Source organism: Micromonospora sp. NPDC005173 (assembly GCF_040608515.1).
Taxonomy (GTDB): Bacteria; Actinomycetota; Actinomycetes; order Mycobacteriales; family Micromonosporaceae; genus Micromonospora.
In genome coordinates, this window is the sequence record NZ_JBEXIK010000055.1 from 19,827 (window position 1) to 43,139 (window position 23,313).

20 protein-coding genes and 1 CRISPR repeat array are annotated in these 23,313 nt (G+C 69.4%); of the genes, 15 read left to right on the forward strand and 5 right to left on the reverse strand.

Annotated elements, in window-relative coordinates; translation table 11 throughout:
* Positions 1 to 88: 88 nt before the first annotated feature.
* The 3 genes from ABZV00_RS33295 to ABZV00_RS33305 all read right to left on the reverse strand — a co-directional run bounded on the left by ABZV00_RS33295 (position 89) and on the right by ABZV00_RS33305 (position 3,076).
* Entirely contained in the window at positions 89 to 937 is an 849-nt protein-coding gene (locus tag ABZV00_RS33295; protein ID WP_355613583.1) for an endonuclease domain-containing protein, read from the reverse strand.
* Entirely contained in the window at positions 930 to 1,292 is a 363-nt protein-coding gene (locus ABZV00_RS33300) for an endonuclease VII domain-containing protein (protein ID WP_355613585.1), read from the reverse strand. The genes ABZV00_RS33295 and ABZV00_RS33300 overlap by 8 nt, the downstream gene beginning before the upstream one ends.
* A gap of 770 nt (positions 1,293 to 2,062) precedes the next feature.
* On the reverse strand, positions 2,063 to 3,076 hold the full coding sequence (locus tag ABZV00_RS33305) for an HNH endonuclease (RefSeq protein ID WP_355613587.1): 1,014 nt from the start codon (positions 3,074 to 3,076) through the stop codon (positions 2,063 to 2,065).
* 265 nt (positions 3,077 to 3,341) lie between these two features.
* On the opposite strand from ABZV00_RS33305, the gene ABZV00_RS33310 reads away from it, so the two are divergent.
* Together ABZV00_RS33310 and ABZV00_RS33315 are read left to right on the forward strand one after the other, a co-directional pair.
* Positions 3,342 to 3,473, forward strand: a complete 132-nt coding sequence (locus ABZV00_RS33310) for a hypothetical protein (protein ID WP_355613589.1) — start codon at positions 3,342 to 3,344, stop codon at positions 3,471 to 3,473.
* A gap of 262 nt (positions 3,474 to 3,735) precedes the next feature.
* The gene (locus tag ABZV00_RS33315) at positions 3,736 to 6,939 is read left to right on the forward strand and encodes a family 78 glycoside hydrolase catalytic domain (protein WP_355613591.1); all 3,204 of its coding nucleotides are present in this window, start codon (positions 3,736 to 3,738) and stop codon (positions 6,937 to 6,939) included.
* 123 nt (positions 6,940 to 7,062) lie between these two features.
* On the opposite strand, the gene ABZV00_RS33320 is transcribed toward ABZV00_RS33315, so the two are convergent.
* Positions 7,063 to 7,791, reverse strand: coding sequence for a hypothetical protein (locus tag ABZV00_RS33320; RefSeq protein ID WP_355613593.1), 729 nt, complete (start codon positions 7,789 to 7,791; stop codon positions 7,063 to 7,065).
* 434 nt (positions 7,792 to 8,225) lie between these two features.
* On the opposite strand from ABZV00_RS33320, the gene ABZV00_RS33325 reads away from it, so the two are divergent.
* From ABZV00_RS33325 to ABZV00_RS33385, 13 genes are all read left to right on the forward strand, one after another.
* On the forward strand, positions 8,226 to 9,308 hold the full coding sequence (locus ABZV00_RS33325; protein WP_355613595.1) for a hypothetical protein: 1,083 nt from the start codon (positions 8,226 to 8,228) through the stop codon (positions 9,306 to 9,308).
* 163 nt (positions 9,309 to 9,471) lie between these two features.
* Positions 9,472 to 9,774 carry a pilin gene (locus ABZV00_RS33330; protein WP_355613627.1) on the forward strand — a complete coding sequence of 101 codons (303 nt, stop codon included), beginning with the start codon at positions 9,472 to 9,474 and terminating at the stop codon, positions 9,772 to 9,774.
* A gap of 1 nt (position 9,775) precedes the next feature.
* Positions 9,776 to 11,023, forward strand: coding sequence for a hypothetical protein (locus ABZV00_RS33335; RefSeq protein ID WP_355613597.1), 1,248 nt, complete (start codon positions 9,776 to 9,778; stop codon positions 11,021 to 11,023).
* Positions 11,023 to 11,247 carry a hypothetical protein gene (locus ABZV00_RS33340; protein ID WP_355613599.1) on the forward strand — a complete coding sequence of 75 codons (225 nt, stop codon included), beginning with the start codon at positions 11,023 to 11,025 and terminating at the stop codon, positions 11,245 to 11,247. Before ABZV00_RS33335 ends, ABZV00_RS33340 begins: the two co-directional genes overlap by 1 nt.
* Complete coding sequence (locus ABZV00_RS33345; protein ID WP_355613601.1) at positions 11,234 to 12,172, forward strand: PrgI family protein; 939 nt, start codon at positions 11,234 to 11,236, stop codon at positions 12,170 to 12,172. Before ABZV00_RS33340 ends, ABZV00_RS33345 begins: the two co-directional genes overlap by 14 nt.
* A gap of 1 nt (position 12,173) precedes the next feature.
* Positions 12,174 to 13,961: a DUF87 domain-containing protein gene (locus ABZV00_RS33350; RefSeq protein WP_355613603.1), complete on the forward strand. Its 1,788-nt coding sequence runs from the start codon at positions 12,174 to 12,176 to the stop codon at positions 13,959 to 13,961.
* A 117-nt stretch (positions 13,962 to 14,078) separates the two neighbouring features.
* Positions 14,079 to 16,652 carry a DUF87 domain-containing protein gene (locus ABZV00_RS33355; RefSeq protein ID WP_355613605.1) on the forward strand — a complete coding sequence of 858 codons (2,574 nt, stop codon included), beginning with the start codon at positions 14,079 to 14,081 and terminating at the stop codon, positions 16,650 to 16,652.
* A 5-nt stretch (positions 16,653 to 16,657) separates the two neighbouring features.
* A complete protein-coding gene (locus ABZV00_RS33360) occupies positions 16,658 to 17,131 on the forward strand; it encodes a type I-C CRISPR-associated protein Cas8c/Csd1 (protein ID WP_355613629.1) in 474 nt (157 codons plus the stop codon).
* On the forward strand, positions 17,128 to 17,994 hold the full coding sequence (cas7c, locus tag ABZV00_RS33365; RefSeq protein ID WP_355613607.1) for a type I-C CRISPR-associated protein Cas7/Csd2: 867 nt from the start codon (positions 17,128 to 17,130) through the stop codon (positions 17,992 to 17,994). Before ABZV00_RS33360 ends, cas7c begins: the two co-directional genes overlap by 4 nt.
* Positions 17,991 to 18,566 (forward strand): Dna2/Cas4 domain-containing protein, encoded by a 576-nt coding sequence (locus tag ABZV00_RS33370; protein WP_355613609.1) that lies wholly within the window; start codon positions 17,991 to 17,993, stop codon positions 18,564 to 18,566. Before cas7c ends, ABZV00_RS33370 begins: the two co-directional genes overlap by 4 nt.
* Before the next feature lie 63 nt (positions 18,567 to 18,629).
* Complete coding sequence (gene cas1c, locus ABZV00_RS33375) at positions 18,630 to 19,655, forward strand: type I-C CRISPR-associated endonuclease Cas1c (protein WP_355613611.1); 1,026 nt, start codon at positions 18,630 to 18,632, stop codon at positions 19,653 to 19,655.
* Between the two features lies 1 nt (position 19,656).
* Positions 19,657 to 19,947, forward strand: a complete 291-nt coding sequence (cas2, locus tag ABZV00_RS33380) for a CRISPR-associated endonuclease Cas2 (RefSeq protein ID WP_355613613.1) — start codon at positions 19,657 to 19,659, stop codon at positions 19,945 to 19,947.
* Between the two features lie 81 nt (positions 19,948 to 20,028).
* Positions 20,029 to 20,947: a CRISPR direct-repeat array (repeat unit 37 nt; unit sequence GCTGCGCCCGGTCCCTGGACCGGGCGAGGATCGCAAC).
* Positions 20,948 to 20,953: 6 nt separating this feature from the next.
* Positions 20,954 to 21,298 carry a MerR family transcriptional regulator gene (locus ABZV00_RS33385; protein ID WP_355613615.1) on the forward strand — a complete coding sequence of 115 codons (345 nt, stop codon included), beginning with the start codon at positions 20,954 to 20,956 and terminating at the stop codon, positions 21,296 to 21,298.
* A gap of 631 nt (positions 21,299 to 21,929) precedes the next feature.
* Here the strand turns inward: ABZV00_RS33385 and ABZV00_RS33390 are convergent.
* Positions 21,930 to 22,952 carry an ATP-dependent DNA ligase gene (locus tag ABZV00_RS33390; RefSeq protein ID WP_355613617.1) on the reverse strand — a complete coding sequence of 341 codons (1,023 nt, stop codon included), beginning with the start codon at positions 22,950 to 22,952 and terminating at the stop codon, positions 21,930 to 21,932.
* Positions 22,953 to 23,313 lie beyond the last annotated feature (361 nt).

Sequence of the window (23,313 nt, forward strand, 5' to 3'; positions counted from 1 at the left end):
GCGCATGCGGCGATGTGTAGCGGCCAATCACAACGGCCGTTGGCCGTAGACTCCGCGCCCATGGCAGAACAGGTTGTGCTCGGCGAGGTCACCTGTCCCACTGGTGAGCGTGTTCTAATGGACGGCGGCTACTTGGGGCTTTGGTCGGGCGACCGACCCCCGGACAAGACTCGCGGCTGGTCTGGGTCTTAGTTGCTGGACCGCCCGAGACGTACACGCTCGCGCGCGCGATCATCGCGACGTCCTCGCGAAGCATGCCGAGCGCACTGTTGCAGGCGCCGCATAGCAAGCCCCGTACGCATCGGCCGCACGTACGCCGGACGCCGTACGGACAGCAGGAGTGATCGTGATCTACGACCAGTCCCGCACCCTGGGCCGGAGGGCTGGCACAGATGGCGCAGCGTCCGTTCTGAGCCGCGACCATGGCCACGTAGCCGCCCTCCGGCATCTTGTACTTCAGCTCAACCTCGCGTCGGTTCGCACAGGTCCGGCACCGCGGATCGAGCCCGTCGGAAACCAGTGCCTGCCGAGAGAACTCCGATTCGGACTTCCACTGCTCGCAGGTTACGCACCGCTTTCGCCCAGCGATATCGCGAGTGCCCACGCCCGAAGGGTTGCGCCGGCGCGGCCGCAAGGGCTCCAGCGGCCGACCCGACCCTTTGCGCTTGCGGAACTGCTGTGCGTGCCCATTGCAGAGCCTGTTCCAGCGCACCGGCTCCGAGCAGCCTCCGAACGTACACTCTTCTCGTGCCACACCTGGACAAAACCTGCAGCGGAGAAGCTCGCCGTTTCGCAGACCGCGCCGCTTCCCGCAGCCGGAACAGAGATCTTCTTCCCAGAGCGGATCTCCGATGGCTCTGTAGCGCCAGTAGTGCGTGTAGCACAGGCCCAAGGCGACGTGGGGATCGGCGCAGAGAACGCATGTCGCCTTAGCCACCGCGCGGCGCCGACCACTGCTGCTTGTACGCGATGGCTCGGCGGAAGATTTCGGGATCCTCGCGGAACAGGCCAATCGCAGCGTTACAGGTTCCGCACAGAAGCCCGCGTACACACTTGCCGCAGGAGCTGTTCCTGGTCGGGCAGCACGAGTGGCGATGGTCGACGACCAGTCGCGTACTGGCGCCCGGAGGCTCCTTGCAGATTGCGCAGACGCCGCCCTGGCTCGCGAGAAGATCCAGATAAGCGATCACAGGCAGGTTGTGGGCTTTGGTCACCCTCGCCAGAGAGAGGCAGTCGCGGCACGTGGAGCTGAGGCCGCCGGCCGCCGTCATCCGCTTCTGGAAGACGTCCACCGGAAGCCACCGGCTGCACCTCGCGCACCGCTTGCGTCCGCTCTGATCGCGAGCCGTTAGCGCAGCGCTGGAAGCTTTGGCACGCAGCTGGGTAAGGCCGCGTCCCTTGCGATGCTGGTTGTCATGGCTGCTGCACAAGAAGCCACCGTTGCGCTCTTGCTCGCAGCCCGGGAAGACACACGCGGCGAACGGGATATCTTGGCAGCTGCGCCGGCGGCAGCGGACCTGGTGCCCGTCGACGGTCTGACGGACAGGTCCGCGACAGTTCGAGCATGGCCCGTACCCAACAAGTTTCAAATCTATCCGAAGGCGCTCAACCGGCAACAAGCCGTTGGGCTTCGTCATGTCGACCCCTACAGTCGGCCAAGCCCGGGGTGTTCGCAGCACCGCCGGGCACCTTCGTGGCCGACCTTAAAACGGGGGTCCGACATTTCCAGCTCGCCGCCAGGCGCTCGCGCCGGCCCGGCGCCTTGGTGATGTCTTTGACGTTGCTCGCCGCCGCGACGCGCTACGTAGCGCCAACGAGATCCAGCGAATGTTGGGTGGTGCCGGGGCCTCCCAGCCCCTGTTACCTGGCAGGACTGGGCTCTCAGCCCGGGCGAAGAAGCGGCGTAGCGGATGGAGTGGCGGGAGGATGGCCGTCCACCGCCAGCTGGAGCTACAGAAGCTCTGTCACACTCCATTCTGCACGACCGGATGTCGTGAGCCCGATCAGCGGAAGACTCACCTGGGGTGGCCCCCATCCGCGCGTCCGGCGACAGCAAGATCACCTACGTCCGCGCAGACTCATCTACGCGCCACTCGTGCCCCTCAGAACAGGTCGAACTTGGTTGACCGTCGTAGAGAACGCACCCACCGAGTGCGATCCGCCCCTCCTTCGCCGCGGCGATCATTTCCGGGCCAGGCTCCCCGTACATGATCGGTACGCCAGGCCGACCACAGTCAGGGCAGGTGGACGCTGGTGAAGTCACGTTGGGCACGGTCCGTCTCAAGCCGACGCTTGTCCGCGATGCCCGGATCCTGGCGGCCAGATCATCTGGTGACATCGGCGGGTCTTGGGTATGGACCATCGCGTGGCAGTTGGGGCATAGCGGCCGTAGGTCCGCGATCGGGTCAACCTGGTAGTCGGGTCCGAGCTGTGACACCGGCGTGAGATGGTGGACGTGGGTGAACCCCTTGCCCAGCTCGCCGTAGACGGACGCAAAGTCGAGCCCGCACGCTACGCAGGCCAAGCCCCAGTGCTCGACGCACGCCGCGCGGGCACGTGGATCGCGTTCGTAACGATTGACGATGATGGTCCGTACCGCGCCCTCTGGGAACAGACCCTGGGGGAGCTCGCTTGGGTCACGGGCCTCGTGCTGCGGGCCGAAACGCTCCCACAAGGCGTGAACGGCCGCTTCAGACTCGGCGGGGACCGATCTTCCAGATTCGTAGACGTGGTCCCACGGCACACCCGGAGCCTCTGTGTTCAGCACGAACGGGGGGATTCGATCCGGGATCGGCAGCAGGCTCAGCCAGTCGATCTCTACATAGTTGGCGGTCTTCGCCGGATCCGAGAAATGCCGGCCCTCGTACGGCTCGGACCGGACGATGGCACGTCCGATCAGACCGCGGTGCTTACCCTGCAGCAGCAACCACGCGTCAGATCCTGCAGCGATGTTGACCCGTCGACCCACGCTCCATGTGTCGCGTCTCGTCCCATCGCGCCGCACCTGCGCGGCCCACTCGTCGTAATCGGCCCAAGCCCACCGCTGCGGGTTCCAACCCAGGAGGATCGCCGACATGCCTGCACCCTTTCCCCGTAGGTTGTCCGGTAGCGGTCATCCTAACGGGACGCCGTTGACAGCACCCTCGCTAGTACGGCAGCCGCCATTAGCGGTCTGACCAGCGTGGACACTGCGGGTGGGGCGGGTGAACGGGTGCAGCCGCCCTGATGATCATGTGTGTGTGAAGACAACAAAATCGAGGGCGGCTGCGGCTGCCAGGATAGCGGCTGGGCGGGTGCAGCGGTTGCGGGCCGGGCTGGTGGAGCGGCTGCGGTCGTGTTTCGTGCGGACGCAGACTTGGCAGCAGGCGTCGAAGTATGTGTCCGCGTTGGCCAGTGACCTGCCGAAGCGCAACGGGTGGACGATCGCCGAGTACGTCGGGGACCGTAGCCGGATCGTGTGCAGCGGTTGTTGAACCGGGCGGTGTGGGACACCGATGGGGCGATGAGCGTGGTGCGCCGGTTCGTGGTCGACGGGTTGAGCACCGCGGCCGGACGCGCGCGCCTTCCGCTTGGCGTGGCATCGCCGTGGAATAGGCCCGGGCTGGCAGCCCGGGCCCACAGTGCAGGAAGGCTGCCATCGGTTGACCGGGACCGGATCCGGCCACGGCGACTGTCTTCACGTGGACGTATCCCGGGTGTAGCCTGCCTGAAACGATTCAGACCGGAGGTGCCGGTGTGAGCAAACCTGTCGCCAGCCCCGCCGCGGGTCTCTCCCGGCGGCGTTTCATCACCGCGAGCGGCGCCGTCGCGCTCGGTGCCGCCTCGTCCGCGGCCGGGCTCGCCGTCCCCGGAACGCCCGCGGCGGCGGTACCGGCGGGGAGTCCCATACCTGACGGCCTGCTGACGTCCCTGCTGGACACCCCGCTGGGGGTGACCCCGGACCGGCCCCGGCTCAGCTGGATCGTGCCGGCGCTCGGCCCGGCACCCCGGCAGGTCGCCTACCAGGTGCAGGTCGCGCATACCCGGGACGAGCTGCTCACCAGGGGTGGCCTGGTCTGGGACAGCGGTCGGGTCGCCTCCAGCGACTCGACCGCGGTGGAGTACGCCGGTCCGCCGCTGCAGCCCGCGTCGCTCTACCACTGGCGGGTCCGCACCTGGATGACGCCGGGCCTCGTCTCGCACTGGTCGGCGCCGCAGGCCGTTGTCACCGAGGCGGGCGACACGTGGATCTCCGAGCCCATCTGGGCGCAGGACGGCACCAGGACGCTCGGTGACGGCACCTTCGAGGTGTCGGTCACCATCGCCTCGGTCGCCGCGAGCCTGTGGTTCCGGGCGCAGAACGCGGCCAACAACTACCTCTGGCAACTCCGTGCCGGTTCACCAGGCGTGCTGAAGACCCACGTCCAGCGCAACGGCACCTACACCGTCCTGAATGAGCGGTCGATCGGGTTGCCCCTGGCGACCGGTACCGAGCTCAGAGTGCGAATCGAACTCGCTGGCTCCACCATCCGGACCTACCTCGGCGACACCCTGGTCGACACGACCGTCGATGCCACGTACGCATCCGGCGGCGTCGGATTCCGCAACGGCGGCACCGAGTCGCAGCGGTTCCACTCGGCGTCCTTCACCGACCTTAGCGGCACACGAGTCATCGACGAGGACTTCTCCTCCGGTCCGGGGGTGTTCACCAGCGGCACGGTCCAGGGCGGAGACCTCGTCCTCGACCGCGGCCAGTCGCTGCTGGCGACGCTCGGGGAGAGCAACGACTGGGCACTGCTGCGTACCGAGTTGGTCCTGCCCGACAAACCGGTCGCCGCCGCGCTCGTCTATGCCACCGCCCAGTCACCCGAGCCGACCCGGCAGTACGTCTACAAGCTGTGGCTCAACGACACGGTCGCGGGCGTGGGTCCGGTCCGGGCAATGGCCGGCGAGGCCCGATACCAGACCCACGACGTGACCGGCCTGCTCGTACCGGGGCGTAACGCGCTCGCGGCGCTGTGCTATTCGCCGCAGGAGCGCAGCTTCCTCGCCCAACTGGTCGTCGTGTTCGCCGACGGCACCCGCCAGGTGGTCGCGACCGGCGACGGCTGGCGAACCAGGAGGGCAGGTGGCTGGCGGCCGCCCGCCGGCTTCACCGGGGGCGGCTACTACCAGGCGCCGCAGGAGTACATCGACGCTCGGCAGGAACCGGTCGGCTGGACCGGACCCGGCTTCGACGATCGCGGCTGGGAACCGGCAGCGGCCGGGTCGCTGACCCGCCGGCTCGAACCCGCGTGGGTCACGAACATGGCCTACACCTACCTGCGCCCAACCGCGGTCGAGCAGCTCGGACCGGGCCGGTGGCTGCTCGACCTCGGCCGCGCTGTCGTCGGCGGCATCCGGCTCTCGGTCACCGGCACCGCGGGCCAGACGGTGGAGGTCCGGCTCGGGGAGGAACGCACTCCCACCGGCGCCCGCTACAACCTGCGGGCCGGGCAGACCTACCGCGAAGTCTGGACGCTGCGCGACGGCCAGCAGCAGCTCGAGCACTGGGGCTACAGGGCCTTCCGGTGGGTCGAACTCGTCGCCGACCCGACGCTGGACCTCAGCGACGCCGTCGAGGCGGCGGTGCTCAAGCTGCCCTGGAACGACGACGATGCCGCATTCGAGAGTTCGGACCCCGACCTGGACAGGGTCTGGGAGATGTGCCGGTACTCCATCGAGGCGACCCGCCAGGACCTCTACCAGGACACGCCCACCCGCGAGCGGGGCCCCTACGAGGGCGACGCCATCATCAACCAGCTCTCGGAGTACGGCACGCAGCGGTCCTTCGCGCTGGCCCGGTACTCCACGTCGTACCTGGCCCGCCGCCCGACCTGGCCCGCCGAGTATCGGCTGCAGACGGTCATCACCGCCTGGGAGGACTATCTCGCGACCGGTGACCCGTCGAACCTCGCGGCCGACTACGACTTCTTCGTCAACCGGCAGCTCGACGAGGCGCTCAACGCCTCCGGCCTGGTGGAAAAGAATCCCGGCAGCTCCAGCCAGAGCAACGCCGACCTCGTCGACTGGCCGACCAGCAACCGCGACGGCTACGTCTTCACCCGGGTCAACACCGTCATCAACGCCTGGCAGTACGCAGCGTTCGGTGCCCTGTCGCGCATCGCCGGGGTGCTCGGCCGCGCCGCCGACGAGCAACGGTACGCCGAACTGGCCGCCCGGCTCCGCGCGGCACTCAACGCCCAACTGCTCGACCCCGTCGCGGGCGCATACCGCGACGGGGTGGGCACCGACCACCACGCCCAGCACGCGACCGCGTTCCCGTTGGCGCTCGGCGTGGCAGAGGACCGCGACGTGCGCGCACTCGGCGAGTGGCTCTCCGCAAGGGGCATGCGGGTCAGTGTCTACGGCGCCCAGTTCCTGCTCGAGGCGCTCTACCGTGCTGGGCTGGGCCACGCTGCCCACGGCCTGCTGACCAGCCGGGAACAGTTCTCCTGGCTGCACATGATGGACGACCTCGGCGCCACCATCGTCATGGAGGCCTGGGACCCCTCGATCAAGCCCAACACGACGTTCTCCCACGCCTGGGGATCGGCGCCGGCCAACATCGTGCCCCGGTTCGTCGCCGGTGTCCGGCCGCTCGCACCCGGCGCCCGCGAGGTGCTGGTCGCCCCGCAACCCGGACCGCTGCAGTGGTTGCGGTCGAAGGTGCCCACGGTGCGCGGACCGGTCGAGGTCGCCCTCGACCGGCGGGACGGGCTCCAGTTGGCCGTCACTCTTCCCCCGAACGTGTCCGGACGCATCGAACTCGACCTGGTCCAACTGGGCGTGGCCGACGCCCGGGCACTGCACGTGCGCTCCGAGGGGCGGCCGCCGCGCAGCTCCGTGGCCGACGGGCGGCTCGTCGTCACGCCGGTCGAGCCGGGCCGCACCGTGATCGCCACCGACAACCGGAACTGACCCTGCGAACGGCCGGCGTGGGCGACACCAGACGCGCCGAGCAGGCGGGCCGGGGACGCCGACCTCTCGCTCATCCAACCCTCTGCCAGGGAGAGGAGCACCGCATGCTGACTCGAGTCGCGGTCAGCCATGACGACTCCCGTTGGTGAAGACCAGGAGGTCGACGCCGTAGCTCGATTCGTTGTCGCCGGTCGGCCAGCCCCGCCGTGCCGCCTCGGCTTCGGCCCGCGTCGTGTAGTAGAGGAACTCGTCGTGGTCGCCGGGTCCCGTGACCGCGACAATGTGCAGGATGTGGGTGAGGCCCGCGGCGCGGGCGGCGGGCAGGAGCTCGCTCATGTGTTCGGCGTGCGTCGTGCCTGGCTGGCCGGGTGCCGCGGAGCTGACGGCGGCGATGGCGCAGGTGTCGGCGGTCATGATGAGCCGGCAGGCGGCGAACAGGTCGCTGATGCTGGCCGGTGTCCGAACGTTATGCCGTGGCGGCCATCGCAGGACGACGAGGCTGATCGGGTCGGTGAGCGCGTCGAGGTCGGCGACTGCGGTGGGATCGGTGATGGGCAGGTACGTGCGGGACGTGCGGCAGCTGGCGTTCTCCAGTTGCGGGTCGCTGTCGAAGTCGACGATCGTGTCGCCGCGTTGGGTGTACACGAGGATGAGTCGCTGCGCCAGGCGCGACGCAAGCCGGCTGCCCGGGAGGGCGGCGGGTTCGGTGTCGTCGCGGTCGTCGAGGCGCCAGACGGCGATCGGGACATCAGCACCGACGAGGACCGCCTCGTCGGTGTGCTGTCGTGCCTCGCAGTGCAACGGGTTCGGGTGGGTCCAGCCGTTCGGGGTGGGGTCAGGTGAAGCAGTCATGTGCGGGTGGCTCCCGCGCTGACTGGCCGTGTTCGCGTCTACGAATGGCCTCGCCGGGCCGGCTCAGAGCACCCGGTAACGGGGTCGGTTACCCAACGGCACCCAACAGCGTTCGGACCTGTTGGGCCGACGCCGAGCATGCTCCGAATCACCCCATGGGCACCTCCCGAGGCCCGGTTGGGTCGTCGGCGACTCGCGGATCTTTCCTGGCCAACAGCACACAACAGGACCGTGAGCTGGGCTGGTGGGGTGCCGTTACTCTGCCGACGCCGGCCTGCGCCTCCTGTTGGGTGTTGGGTAGAGATGCCCTGTGAGCAGGCGCAACAGGCTCCCGCCCGCGCTCGTGTGATCGTGGACTGTTCGGTAGCCGTGCGCGGATAGAGGTCTCGCGCCGCCGTCACGGTGCGGTGCCCGAGCGCCTCGCAAGGGATGCCATGTCTGCTCGATCCTGGCCGTCGTCGCCGCTGTCCGCGGCCGCCCGTGCCTTCACCCTGCTGGTCCAGCCGCCCACCCATGTCGGATTCGATGGTCGAGGATTCGACGGCCTGCCGGACGAGATCCTGCCGCTGGAACGGCTCCGCGCGCTGCTGCTGGAGCCGCGGACCACCGTCGAGGTCCGCGACGCGGTGTGGCGTGAGCTGGTCATCCGCGCTCGCCGGGACGGCCCAGCCTGGGTCGTGGCCGCAGTCGGCATTGCCCTGCCGGGCCTACGCCACATCGCCGGACTCCTCGCGTCGGGGTGGCGCGGGGACACCCGTGACCTGGACGCGGAGCTGCTGGTCGGGTTCATCGAACGACTCACGACCATCGACGTGGAACCGCCGCGGGTGGTCGGTCGGCTCATCGACGCTGGTCTGCGCGCCGCCCGCAAGGCCCGCGACGCAGACTCCGATGCCCAGCTCATCCACATCGACGCGACCGGGCCGATCGCGCCTGTGCAGCCGTGGGATCACCCGGACCTGGTCCTGGCCAGGGCCGTCGCGGCCGGGGTCATCGACGCCGACGAGGCGAACCTGATCGCCGCGACTCGCTTGGAGAGCGCCACGCTCACGCAGGCAGCGGCACGCCTCGGTATCACCGCCAGCCTGGCCTCGTCGTGGCGGTTGAAGGCCGAACGCCGACTTCTGGAAGCGATCCGCGCGGGCGACCTCGCGTTCGTGTCGCTGCGGCCTGGCCGGCGCCACAGCGCTGCCGTGACGCACCACCGGGTCGCCGCGACTCAACAGCGGGTCGCTGCCATTCACGAACGCATGACCGCCGCCCAACAGCGCGTCACTCCCACGGCCTCCGCGACTCAACGTCAGGTCGCCACGACCGACCAGCGCACGGCCCTCGCCCAACAACGAGTCGTTGCCGCGGGTGCGACCCAACAGGGACGGCCTGTTGGGTCGCTGTTGGGTCGCAGCGACGCGGCGGACGCCGTGTTGGCCACCCAACAGCGGGCCTTAGTGGGTAAGACATCGGACCGAGAGTCGGCCGGTGTCGGCGCCCCAGGGATCGGGGCGCGGCCGGCCTGAGTGGCCGTGTTCGCACCCGATCACCTCACGGCTGGAAGGAGCGATGCTCCCACGGCCCGTCCCGATCCCCGGTGGCGCACCTCAACCCCAATCGAGCCCCGCAGATGCGGGGCGGGAGGTGCTCACCATGGTCCGCCGCATCCTCTATCGCACCATCGCGGTCATGGTCGCGTTCCTCGCGACCGTGACCGGCTCGGCCCCGGCGTATGCGGCCGAGCCGCACATCCTGGCCGCCAACTCGCTGCCCGTGGTCATCAGCAACATCACCACCTGGATCGTCGGGATCCTCATCGGCGTCGCCACCCTGTTCCTGACCATCGGCGGGCTTCGCTACCTCGCGGCAGGCGGGGACCCGACCGAGGTGGACAAGGCCAAGTCCGCGCTCAAGAGCGCGCTGATCGGTTACGCCCTGGCCGTGCTCGCGCCCATCCTGCTTGCCATCGTGCAGGGCTGGGTCGGGGGCTGAGGTGGACGACTGGCTCGTCAGTCAATTCATTAACCCCGTCATCGGGTGGTTTGCCGAGACCATCCTCGGCGCGCTGAACGTTCTGTGGGACCTGCTGGCCGCCACGGTGTTCGTCAGCCCCGACGTCACGCAGCTGCCGCAGGTCACGGCGTTCGCTGACACGTCGCTGGCCATCGTGAACACCTGCTACGTGCTGGCGTTCCTGTGGATGGCGGTCCTGGTGATGGGCCGCGACACCATCCAGTCCCGGGTGGGGCCAGGGGAACTCATCCCTCGGCTGGTCATCGGTCTGATCGCGGCCAACTTCGCCATCCCGATCTGCTCCACCGCGATCCAGCTGGTCAACGCACTCACCGCGGCCCTGACCGGGCAGGACATCACCGCGCCCGGCTCGCTGCAGCAGCTGCGCGCCATCACGGCCGCCGCGCTGACCGGGCAGACGGGAATGAGCCCAGTCGGGTTCCTCCTCATCCTGATCGGACTGCTCATCACGGTCCTTCTCGGCATGCTCGTCATGCAGTGGATCATCCGGTTGGGGTTGCTGGTCATCACCGTGGGCATCGCCCCGATCGCCTTGGCCCTGCATGGCACTGCACAGACTGAGGGCGCGGCGAAGCTGTGGTGGCGGACCCTGCTCGGTTGTCTGGGGACGGTCACCCTGCAGGCCGTTGCCCTGCACACCACGTTGAGGATCTTCCTGGCCCCGGACGCGAACCTTCCGGTCCTCGGTTTGCCCGGCGATCCCGGCGCGGTGATGAACCTGCTCATCGTCGTCTGCCTGCTCTGGGGCGTGGTCAAGATCCCCGCGCTGATGAGGCGGTACGTCACGCAGAGCCGACCGAACCCGATGGGCACGGTCCTGCGGGTCGTGCTCGTGCAGCAACTGACCCGGGGCCTGTCCCGCGCGGTCGGCTCCAGAGGCGGGGCCGCCCGCGCCGTCGGCGGAAGAGGCGGCGGCCCGGGCGTGGGCGGGGCGGGCGCGGCTACCCGGCCGTGGCCGGTGAGCTCAGGTGGGGGAGGAGGAGCTCGACTTCGCCCCGCCGCGTCGTCCGCATCACCGTACTTCGGCGGATCCGCACCTCGACCGCTACCGCGTCCGTCTGGCGCCGGTCCCGGCCGCGCCGGTACCGCCTATCCAACGGGCCGCTCCGTGCGTCCGTACAGCCGCGACGACATCGCCGGCGGTGTTGATCTCTACACCCGCTCGATGAAGGCCCGCGCCGCCTCGCCCTCTCGAAAGGCACCCTGATGACCACCACCCACCATGTCTCGCGTCCGGCCGCCGAGGTCACCGACCCATCCCACGCTGCCCTCGACACGTCCACCGTCGTCGCCATCGCCTGGCCCACTGGTCGGCCGATTTACCGATACACCGCCGCTGAGATCGCCGACGGCGTGGACCTCTACACCCAGGCGATGAAGGCCCGCGCCGCTGGCACCAGACAACAGGGGAACCACGATGCGCCCGAGTGACGACGCCACCCCGCACGCCCGCATTCCCGCTGACGTCGACACCCCGGACAAGATCGTCTACGGGTTGACCGCGCGGCAGTTGGCCATCCTGGCTGTGGCCGCAGTGCTCGGCTACGGCATCGTTCGTACGGTGGGGACGCTGCTGCCGCAGCCGGTCCTGATCGCGGTCCTCACCCCGCTCGCCGGTGCGGCGATCGTGCTGGCCCTGGGACGCCGCGACGGCCTGTCCATGGACGCCTGGCTGATGGCGGCGGTGCGGCACACCCGCAGTTCCAAGCGGCTGGCCCCGGCCGCGGCCGGTCGACCGGCCACGGTGCCGGCCTGGGCGCCGGCCACCGAGACACCCAGCGCCGCGGTGCCGCTGCTACGGCTGCCGGCGACGGCAATCAGCGGCACGGGTGTCGTCGACGTGGGGACGCACGCGGTGGCGCTGGTCGCCTGCACCACCGTGAACATCGGGCTGCGCACCGGCGAGGAGCAGGCCGCCCTGATCGGCAGCTACGGACGGTGGCTCAACTCGCTGTCCGGGCCGGTGCAAATCGTGATCTCCGCGCAGCGGGTCGATCTGTCCAGCCACGCCCAACGCATCGCCGACAACACCGAGACGATCGCGAACCCGGCACTGGCCGGCGCGGCTCGGGACTACGCCGGCTTCCTCGACGACCTCGCCGCACGACGGGACCCGCTGTGGCGCACCGTCACCGTGGCGGTCACCGCGACCGGCGACAAGGGCCGCGACACCGAGGTCCTGCGCCGCACGGCGCACGCCGCGTCGGCGCTGTCCGCGCTCGGGGCACAGACCACCGTCCTCGATGGCGGTCGAACCGCAGCGGTGCTGACCTGCGCCACCGACCCCTACACCCCGGCCGACGTCACCTGGGCCCGTGCCCTGCCTGACGCGGCCATCACCGGAGCAGGAGACTGACATGCCCCCACTGCAACGGCGTAAGCCCACCACCGCTGACGCGAGCCCGGCCGAATCGGCCGGGCTCGCGGCCGTTCTGGGCCCGGCCGGAATCGAGAACACGCCCCGCTACCTGCGCATCGGTGACGGGTACGTGGCCACGCTGATCGTGACCGGTTACCCCGCCGAAGTCGGACCGGCCTGGTTGGATCCGCTGCTGGCCTGGCCGGGCCGGCTCGACGTCGTCGTCTACATCGACCCGCTGGCGCCGCAGACCGCCGCCGCCCGGCTGCGCAAGCAGCGGGCTCGGCTGGAATCCAACCGGCGCACCGACGCCGAAAAGGGCCGCCTGACCGACCCGATCGCCGACGCCGCCGCCGACGACGCCGCGGAGCTGGCCGACCGAATCGCCCGCGGCCACAGCAAACTATTCCGCGTCGGCCTGTACCTGTGCGTGCACGCCACCACCCTCGACGACCTCGACGAAGCAGTCGCGCACGTCAGGGCCACCGCCGCTTCCCTCCTGCTCGACACCCAGCCGGCGACGTGGCGGCAACTGCAAGGCTGGACCACCACCCTGCCCCTGGCGACCGACGGACTCAACATGCGGCGGGTGATGGACACCGACGCGATCGCCTCGGCGTTCCCCCTCGCCTCGGCGGACCTGCCAGCGCCGCTGCCCGGTGAACCCGGCGCCACCGGCGGCATGCTCTACGGCCTCAACCCCGCCAGCAACGGCATCGTCTGGTGGGACCGATGGGCGCAACACAACGCCAACAGCGTCGTCCTCGCCAGATCCGGGGCCGGCAAGAGCTACTTCGTCAAGCTCGAAGTGCTCCGCTCCCTCGCCGACGGCGTGCACGTCGCGGTGATCGACCCCGACAACGAGTACATCCGCCTCGCCGACGCCGTCGGCGGCGTCACGATCGCCCTCGGCGTCGGCGGGGTCCGGCTCAACCCCCTCGACATTCCACCCGAGGACCGCCGCCCGCAGGCGCGCACCCATCGGGCGCTGTTCCTGCACACCCTGATCGCGGTGCTGCTGGGACAGCAACCACCGCCGTCGGAGCGAGCCGCGTTGGACAAGGCGATCAACGACGCCTACCACCAGGCCGGCATCTCCAACGACCCCGACACCTGGCGCCGGCAAGCTCCGCTGCTCCGCGACGTCGCCGCCGCGCTCACCGACCAGCGCACCGACGCCGCCGACACCCTCGCCGCCCGGCTGACGCCGTGGACCACTGGATCGTTTAAGGACCTCTTTGACGGCCCCACCACCACCGTCCCGAGCGGACAGCTGGTGTGCTGGTCAACCCGGCACCTCGCCGACGAACTCCGCGCCCCCGGCATGCTCCTCGCGCTGGACGCTATCTGGCGTGAGGTCGACACCCCGGCCATCCGGTCCGCGCAAACGCCCCGGCGGCTCGTCGTCGTCGACGAAGCCTGGACCCTGCTGCGCGACGGTGAGGGCGCCAGGTTCCTGTCCCGCCTCGCGAAGTCCGCCCGCAAACGTCGGGCCGGGCTGGCGGTCATCACCCAGGACGTCGGGGACCTGCTCGGCTCCGAACTCGGGCAGGTCGTCATCGCGAACGCCGCCACCCAGGTGCTGCTGCGGCAGGCACCTCAGGCGATCGACATCATCGCCGACGTGTTCGGCCTGACCGCAGGCGAAGCCCGGATACTGCTCGGCGCCCGCCGCGGCGAAGGCCTGCTGATCTCGGGCACCCACCGAGTGGGTTTCCAAGCGGTGGCCTCCCAGCAGGAGCACCGACTGTGCATCGGAGACCTGGAGTTGCCCGACGACGAGTGACACCCGACCGGCCTGGACCGGCCGCGACACGACCACCCATCCGAGGGGCCCGCGGGCCGCCAGCCAGCAACGGCGGCGCCCGGCCCTTCTTTCCAAGCTCTCAGAGGGATCCGATCGATGACAACAAGCTTCGTCTTCGCGCTCATCCCCGTATTCGTTCCCACCGCCACATTCGCGCCCGCTCCCACCTCACCACCGGCCCCGCCGCTGCCCGGCCCGTCGCAGTGGCTACAAGACGTCGCCGCCACTGCCGTCGACTGGTGCCGGGACCGACCCTGGCTCGCGCTGGTCGCCGTGCTGCTCATCCCCGCCGGCTACGCCGCGCGGGCCGTCGTGGCCGGCCGCCGGCACGCCCAGATGGCCCGGCACGCCCAGCTGATCACCATCATCCCGCCGCCGCAGGTCGACCCGGACGGCGCCGCCACGCTCTGGGCCACCCTCGCCGAGGTCCTGCACACGGGCTGGCGACGCCGGCTACGCGAGGGCCGCCCGCACATCGCCATCGAGTACCGGTGGAACGGCCGGGAACTCACCATCGCACTCTGGGTGCCCCGCACCATCCACCACGCGCCGATCCAGACCGCGATCCGCGGCGCCTGGCCTGGCGCGGCGTGCACCGTCACCGACACCACCCCGCCGCTGCCCCTGGACGCGCTCGACGTCGGCGGCGCCCTCGCCCCCACCCTGCCGCCCTGGTACCCCCTGCACACCGATCACGACAACGACCCGCTGCGTACCCTGATCGCCGCCGCGTCCAGCCTGCGCGCCGTCGAGTCAGCCTGCGTGCAAGTCCTGGCCCGACCCGCCACCGCTCGGCAGATCCGAGTCCTGCGCCGCGGCGTGCAGAGCCTGCGTACCGGGCGGGCACCGCGCGACCTGCTCGACCCCGCCACCTGGCTGCGCGCCGTCCTCGACCTCAGCCTGGAGCTGTTCACCACGGGCCGGCGCCCCTCGGCAAGTGCACCGCACACACCCACACTGGGCAGCGACCCGCGGCGCGAGCGTGACGGCCGCGCCGGCATCGACAAGCTCGCCAGCAGCCAGTGGGAGGTCGCGCTGCGCTTCGGTGTCGCGCACACCAACCCCCGCGGCAACGACCCCGGCAACCTCATGCCCCGGCTGGTCACTGTCTCCCACGGCGTCGCGTCGGCGTTCGGATCCTGGACCGGCCGCAACCGGCTGCGTCGGCTGTCCATGAAACATCCGGCCCGCGTCCTGGCCGCCCGGGTGCTGCGTCGCGGATTCCTGCTCTCCGCCGCCGAGTTGGCCACGATCGCGGCACTGCCGCAGGACATCGCCGTACCCGGTCTGGACCGGGCCCGCGCCAAGCCGATGCCCGCACCCGTCGCCGTCCCCGCCGGAGGACGCGGCACGAAGGTCCTCGGCCGCGCCGACGTCGGCGGCCACTCCGTGGCCGTGAACGTCACCGACGCCCGCCAGCACCTCCACGTGCTCGGCTCCACCGGCTCCGGCAAGAGCACCCTGCTGCTCAACATGATCCTCGACGACATCCACGCCCGCCGCGGCGTCGTCGTCATCGACCCCAAAGGCGACCTGGTCCTCGACCTCCTTGACCGGATCCCCACCAGCCACGCCAACCGGCTGACCATCATCGACCCGAACCAGCCCGCCGGCACCACCCTCAACCCACTGCAGGGCGACGATCACGATCTGGTCGTCGACAACATCGTGTCGATCTTCGGGCGGATCTTCGCCAAGCACTGGGGACCCCGCATCGACGACACACTGCGCGTCGCATGCCTGACCCTGCTCCGCAAGGCCAACGCCACGCTGACGCTGATCCCACCGCTGCTCAACGACAAAAAGTTCCGCCACGCGTTCACCCAGGACCTCGACGACCCGGAGGGTCTGCGCGGCTACTGGGAATGGTTCGAGTCGACCCCGCCGCCGCTGCGGGCCCAGGTCATCGGCCCGGTGCTCTCCCGGCTGCGCGCCTTCTTGCTCCGCGACTTCGTCCGCCGCACCCTCGGCGCGCCGCAGTCGAGCTTCGACATGCGCCGTGTCCTCGACGGCGGCATCCTGCTGGCCCGTCTGCCCAAGGGGCAGATCGGTGAGGAGACGGCCCGGCTGATGGGCAGCTTCGTCCTCGCCTCCGCCTGGCAGACCGCCACCGGCCGAGCCCGGTTACCCGAAGCGGATCGCCGCGACTCCTTCGCCTACATCGACGAAGCCCACAACTTCCTCAACCTGCCGGGCTCCGTCGGCGACATGCTCGCCGAGGCCCGCGGCTACCACTTCGGCCTCGTCCTGGCCCACCAGAACCTGTCGCAGATGCCGCGGGACACGCAACTGGCCATCTCCGCGAACGCCCGCAACAAGGTGTTCTTCTCCTGCGCTCCCGAGGACGCCCACCAGTTGGCCCGGCACACGATGCCAGAGCTCGACGAGCACGACCTGTCGCACCTGGACGCCTACCGGGCGGCGTGCCGGCTTGTCGTCAACAGCCGCGAGACGGCGGCGTTCACCCTGCGGACCAACCCGCCGCGGCCGCTGGTCGGGGAATCGACGGCGGTCCGGCAGGCCGCTGCGCCGCCCGTTGCCGGGGAGTCCGCAAATCGGACGGCGATCGCCCGGCTCGCCGGCGTGGCCAACCCGCCAGTCGGGGACAACTCTGATCCGGGTAACCCGCCAGCTATCCCACCCGAAGCCCAGGCCAAACCGACAAGCTAGAGAGGCTGACACCGACGTTGAACCTGGACAACAAGGACCCCGCCTACCTGTCCGGCCGGGCCTTTGCCGTACTCGATGACCTCCAACAGGCGGTCTCCCGCGCCGCCGGCCAGACGCTGAACACCACCTTCGCCGAGCGGTACATGGGCCGCGCGATCACCAACCCGAGAGTGGTCCTGGTCAACGGCCAGCGGACCTCGACCGCCTGGCTACGCCGGCTACGCGGACCGCTGCGCAAACCGGGTTGGGCCAAGGCATACGCCAACCGTCTCGACGACATCTTCGCCCAGATCGACACGAGCCGGGACTCGATCCCGAGCACCGCCGTCCTGGCGCAGAAGGCCCAGTTTGTCCTCGGCTACCACCAGCAACGCGCCGCCATGCGCGCCGAGCGCATCGAGGCCGCCGCCAAGAAGAAGAGCACCGATCTGCCGCCCGCCTCGGACGACCAGCCCACCACCGAAGGAGACGCCGAATGAGCGACGCCCACCTCGACCCGTCCCGCCGCCATGACGCCGTGCTCCTGTTCGACGTTACCGACGGCAACCCTAACGGTGACCCCGACGGCGGTAACCAGCCGCGAACCGACGACGAAACCGGTCAGGGCCTGGTCACTGACGTCGCCATCAAACGCAAGATCCGCGACACCGTCGCCCTGATTCGCGGCGACGACCCGAGGTACGGGATCTTCGTCGAGGCGGGCCATGCGTTGAACACCCGCATCGAGGAGGGCCTCAAAGCCAACCCCGGTCGCGCCGACGAGGCACAGCGTTGGCTCCGCGAGCACTACTTCGACATCCGCATGTTCGGCGCCGTGCTCAGCACCGGCACCACGAAGGGTGGCGCTGGGCAGGTACGCGGCCCTCTGCAGCTCACCTTCGCCCGCAGCATCGAAGCGGTCCTACCCACCGATCACGCGATCACCCGGGTAACCCAAACCCGCCAGGACGACATCGACAAAGGCGAGCGGACCGAGATGGGCTCGAAGTGGACCGTGCCCTACGGCCTCTACCAAGCGCGCATCTTCTACTCTGCCCCCCGGGCCGCCAAGACTGGCGTCACCTCCGACGACCTCGCGGTCTTCTGGCGGGCAATCACCCTGATGTTCGACCACGACCGATCTGCCACCCGCGGCGAGATGAAACTCTGCGGTCTGTACGTCTTCAGCCACCCCGACGCTCTCGGTGTCGCTCCAGCGGCCAGCCTCACCGGCCGGGTATCCCTCGACCGCGCCGACACGGAGAAGCCCGCCCGGCACCACCTGGACTACCAGTTGAACCTCGCCACCCACAACCTGCCCGAGGGCGTCGAGTTCAGCCCACTGGTGAATCTCTGGCCGTGACCCCGACGACCGACGGCGATGGCGCGCGTGTCGAGATCCCGCTCTCCGCTCTCGAGCACTACGCCTACTGCCACCGGCAGACCGCGCTCATTCACATCGAGGGCATCTGGGGTGACAGCGCTCAGACGGTACGCGGAGATCTGAGCCATCGGCTGGTGGACCTGCCCGGCCTGACACGGCGGGCAGGTCTCACCATCATCCGCTCCCTACCCGTGTCCAGTGGCGATCACGGACTCAGAGGCATCTGCGACGTCGTTGAATTCGTGGGTACCACTGCTACCCCGGTGGAGTACAAAGTCGGCCGCTACCAGCCAGACGGGCCCGCTGACCTGCAACTCGCCGGTCAGGCCCTCTGCCTCCTTGAATCCGGGTTCGACGTGTCCGTCGGATACATCTACTCCGTCGCCGAACGCCGCCGCCACCCGGTCACCATCAACCCCGACCTCCTGCCCAAGTGGTGCACGCGGCCGAAGCCATCCGGCGCCTCCTCGCGTCCCAACGCCTACCCGCCGCGCGCAACGACACCCGCTGCCGCAAATGCTCACTACGCGACGACTGCCTACCGGACGTGACCGACGGTCGACAGGTCCGACCGGCCGCCGACCCATTCACCCCAAGACCTTTGGGACAGTGGCGTGACTGAACTACTCAACACCCTCTATGTGCAAACACCCGGGACCAGCCTGCACCTCGACGGCGACACCGTAGGCGTCTATCACCCGGAACAGACCGGGCGGCGCCTGCTGCCCCTGACCCGAGTCGACCACCTGGTGCTCTTCGCCGGCGTGACCATCACCGACGACCTGCTTCTGCGCTGCGCCGACGACGGTCGATCCGTCAGCTGGCTCACCGGCATGGGCCGCTTCAGAGCCCGCGTCGCCGGCCCCACCAGCGGCAACCCACTGCTTCGGCAAGCCCAACACCGCGCTGTAGACAGCCACGAGCACCGCATCAGCATCGCCACCGCCATGGTCGCCGGCAAGATACACAACTACCGCCAGGTCCTGCTCCGCGCCGGCCGCGACACATCCGGCCACCGCCAGACAGCTCTGCGGGCATCCGCAGAACTCATCGCCCAACGACTCGAACTGCTCAAGAGCGCCGAGAACATCGACGGAGTGCTCGGCGTAGAAGGCATCGCTGCCCGCGACTACTTCGCCGCTCTGCCAAATTTGGTCACCGACAAACAATGGTGCGGCACCGGCCGGACCAAGCGACCACCCACCGACCCCGTCAACTGCCTCCTGTCCTTCCTCTACGGCATGCTCCGAGTCGCCGTGCACGGCGCACTCGAACAAGTCGGCCTCGACCCCTACATCGGATTCCTCCACGGCGCCCGCCCTGCCAAGCCGGCACTCGCACTCGACATGATGGAGGAGTTCCGCCCCCTCCTCGCCGATCGGCTCGCCTGCACCCTGCTCAACCGACGCGAACTCGCCACCGACGACTTCGAGCTACTCCCGAACGGCGTATACCGGCTCACTGAATCCGGCCGAAAGAGCACCCTGAACGCATGGCAGACCGCCCGACGACGCCTCTGGCCACACGCCCAACTCAACCGCGAAATCGAAGGCGCCGTTCTCCCGCTCGTGCAAGCACGTCTGCTCGCCCGTCACCTTCGAGGCGACCTCGCCAACTACCGTCCCTGGACGGTTAACTGACGTGGACATCCTCATCACCTACGACGTCGAGACCGTCACCCCAGCGGGCCAGAGGCGGCTGAGGAAGATCGCCAAAATCTGTGAAGCGTACGGGCACCGCGTTCAGAAGTCCGTCTTCGAGGTCGTCTGCCGCGACGCCGACAAAGTGAAACTCGTCGCAGCCCTGCAGGCTGCCATCGATCCCGCACGCGACAGCATCCGCATCTACGGCCTCCCGGCCAACGCACTCGACAGGGTCGAACACCTGGGGCTGCCACGACACGTCGACCCACGCGGCCCATTCGTGATCTAGGAACCCCCAGCGGCCACCGAACGCCCTGATGTTCCGAACCTCGAAAGAGACAAAAATCGGCCATTACGATCTCGGCCGCCAGTCTCCAACAAGTCATGCACCGGGCGAGGATCGCAACTCCACCGGCCGGTACTCCGTCCAGCCGCGCCGCTTGCTGCGCCCGGTCCCTGGACCGGGCGAGGATCGCAACTCCACCGGCCGGTACTCCGTCCAGCCGCGCCGCTTGCTGCGCCCGGTCCCTGGACCGGGCGAGGATCGCAACACCGCCGATGAGTCGATCCCGCCGGACCAGGCGGGCGGCTGCGCCCGGTCCCTGGACCGGGCGAGGATCGCAACGTCGGGGCTTTTCCCCCGTTGGCCTCCAGCTCGGCGAGGCTGCGCCCGGTCCCTGGACCGGGCGAGGATCGCAACTTCGGCAACCGGATCGTGTACGGCGCCGGGTCGTGGTGCTGCGCCCGGTCCCTCGACCGGGCGAGGATCGCAACCACGGCGACGGCCTGGAGCTGATGCGCCGCCCATGGCGCTGCGCCCGGTCCCTGGACCGGGCGAGGATCGCAACGGCGTAGGCGTGGGCGGTCTGCTGCCAGACCACCCCGCTGCGCCCGGTCCCTGGACCGGGCGAAGATCGCAACACGTTCGGCGGGGTGATCAGGCGGACTACGACCGCGCTGCGCCCGGTCCCTGGACCGGGCGAGGATCGCAACAAGGGCGTGGAAGCGGCCTTGACCGTCATGGCCCCCGCTGCGCCCGGTCCTGGACCGGGCGAGGATCGCAACAGTTGCAGTCGAACATCATCGTGAACCGTCGCCGGGACGCTGCGCCCGGTCCCCGGACCGGGCGAGGATCGCAACATCATGCTGCCGATGCCAGGCGCGACCGCCCCGGGAGCGCTGCGCCCGGTCCCCGGACCGGGCAAGGATCGCAACGTCTCGATGGCGGTGACGGACAGGGCCACGGTGTCGTGCTGCGCCCGGTCCCCGGACCGGGCGAGGATCGCAACCACTCAGTGGCGTACTGGGAGTCCGTAGGGCTGTTGTTGCCGTCGCGTGCGGTGGCCGGCCGTCGCCGCTACGGCCCGGACCACCTTTACCAGATCGCGGTAATCCTGCGCGCGAAGGAGGCCGGGATCGCCCTGCACGACACCCGGCAGATGTTCGTCGCACACAGTCCGACCCAGCGCACAGCAACCCTTCGGCGGCACCGAGCCGAGCTGGCCCAGCGCATCGCGCAAGCCCAGGCATCACTGGAACTGATCGACTGCGCACTCGCCTGCGATCACGATGACATCACCCGATGCGCGCACTTCCAGGCGATGGTCGCCGAACGCATCGGCCTCGACCCGCCCGTGTGAAACCCACCTAGCCGTAGCACTGGAATTCAGTTCGATGCTGGCGGAGAGCCGATGCTCGACGCTCCACTGATCGAGCGTCGGGCCCAGCTGGTACGGTGCTCCGCCGCAGCTGGCGGCCACCCCGCAGAGCCCCAACGTCACCGAGATCAGCGAATGGCTGACCACCTGGACCGGGGCCGGCGTCGAAGAGGTTCTGATTAGACGCACCGACAGCCGATATGAGCCTGGCCAGCGAGGGTGGGCGAAGTTCCCGGGCCCGTGCCACCACGGAGGCGATCATCGGCGGCGTCACCGGCAGCATCCGCAACCCGAGACAGCTCTTCTGGTTCCATGCTCCTGGCCCGTGTATCCAGCCGGAGGATCTGTACCCTGCCGTTGGCCGCGCTCGCCGCGCTCGCCGAGATCGACGGCGCGCGGCTGCCTGGCAGGGCTGGCACAAATACCAGGGCATCCGGACCACTTGGCCATCACCCGGCACGCCGCGCAGCAACACGTCCACTCAAGCGACGGTAGTGGTTCCCAGGCAACTGGTGTGGCGACCGGTCAGCCTGTTCCAGGTGAGGGCGGACTGCGAAAACCGGAACGGCACTTTGTCTGTTGCGATATTCGGATGCAGGTGGTCCTCGCACCGTCAACGTTCGCCGTTGGCCGCTGGCACGTCGGCGGGAGAGAGGTCAAGGCGGGGGCGTAGGTAGCGGACGCGGTGTCGCCACCGGTGATGTTCGTAGGCGGTGTCGACGTCGATTTCCGCAACGATGGTGGGGATCACGGGGCTGTACGGAAGGGGTTGGGGCCGGTCAAGTTGTCCGGTCCACGCGGCGGGGAGAGGTTGCGGCCACGGGTGTGCCCCGTCCGGGTTCATGGGCGTGAGCAGGGCGGCCAGTTCGGCGCGCTGTCCCGGTCGTAGAGGGTTGGTTCGGCCGGTGTAGCGGAGCCGTCCGTGCTGGTCGCAACGGCCGAGCAGAAGGGTCTCGGCATCGTCGATGCTGGGGGAGACGCCGCCGATGATTGCTTCAGTGGTGCGGTAGGCCCGGACTTTCTGCCAGCCACGTCGACCCGGCTCGTAGCGCCCGTCGAGGCGTTTGATCACGACGCCCTCAATGCCCGCGGCGGTCCAGGTGGTCAACCATTCGGCGGCCTGGTCGAGGTCGCTCGTCTGTGGGGACAGCGTGAGTTGAGCGGGTGCGTCGGCGAGCAGCGCTGTGAGCAGGGCACGTCGCTCGTGCAGCGGCCGGTCCAGCAGTGGTCGACCCGGTGGAGCGCTGAGCAGGTCGAAGACGACGTAGTGAGCGGGGTGCCGTCGGGCGATGTCGGGAAGCTGCGCGCCGGCGGTAACTCGTCGCTGCAGGTGGGCAAAGTTGGTTCGCTCGCCTTCCCACACCACCAGCTCACCGTCGAGGACGGCACCCGGCTCGACGGCTTCGGTGATAGCCCGGGTGATGTCGGGAAAGTAGCTGGTGACGCCCCGGCCGGCTCGGGATTGCAGGTACACCCCGTCGGGCCGGCGGAAGGCCAGTGCCCGCCAGCCGTCCCACTTCGGCTCGTAAGCCAGATCCGATGCCTCAGGTACAGCCTCGACGGCCTTCGCCAGCATCGGCGTGAGCGGCGGACGCAGCCCCTCGGTGGTGCCGACACGCCGGCGGGCTGGAGTCACCGCAGGACCGACCCACGACATCGAAACCGAATCTCGCTCACCTCCGCTCTCATGGTTGAGGGGCGCACGGGGGTCTCGCTGGAAGATGCCGAACGCTCGATGGCGGTATGCACAACGAGAGGCGGGACGAGCTCCCGCCGGGGTCCGCCTAGCTCGCGCCCGCAGGCCAACGAAGCGCTTCGAAGTTTCGTAGGTGCTTCCTCACCCCTTCACAAACACGCCCATCGATGGACATGATCGTCGGAGACGGTTGCCGTCCACCCAGCGCCGAGGAGGCCCCCATGCGGGTAACCCGAGTCCCAGCCCGTTTCCCACGCATCACGCGCCACGTCGTCCCAGTCGTCATCGCCGCACTCGCGAG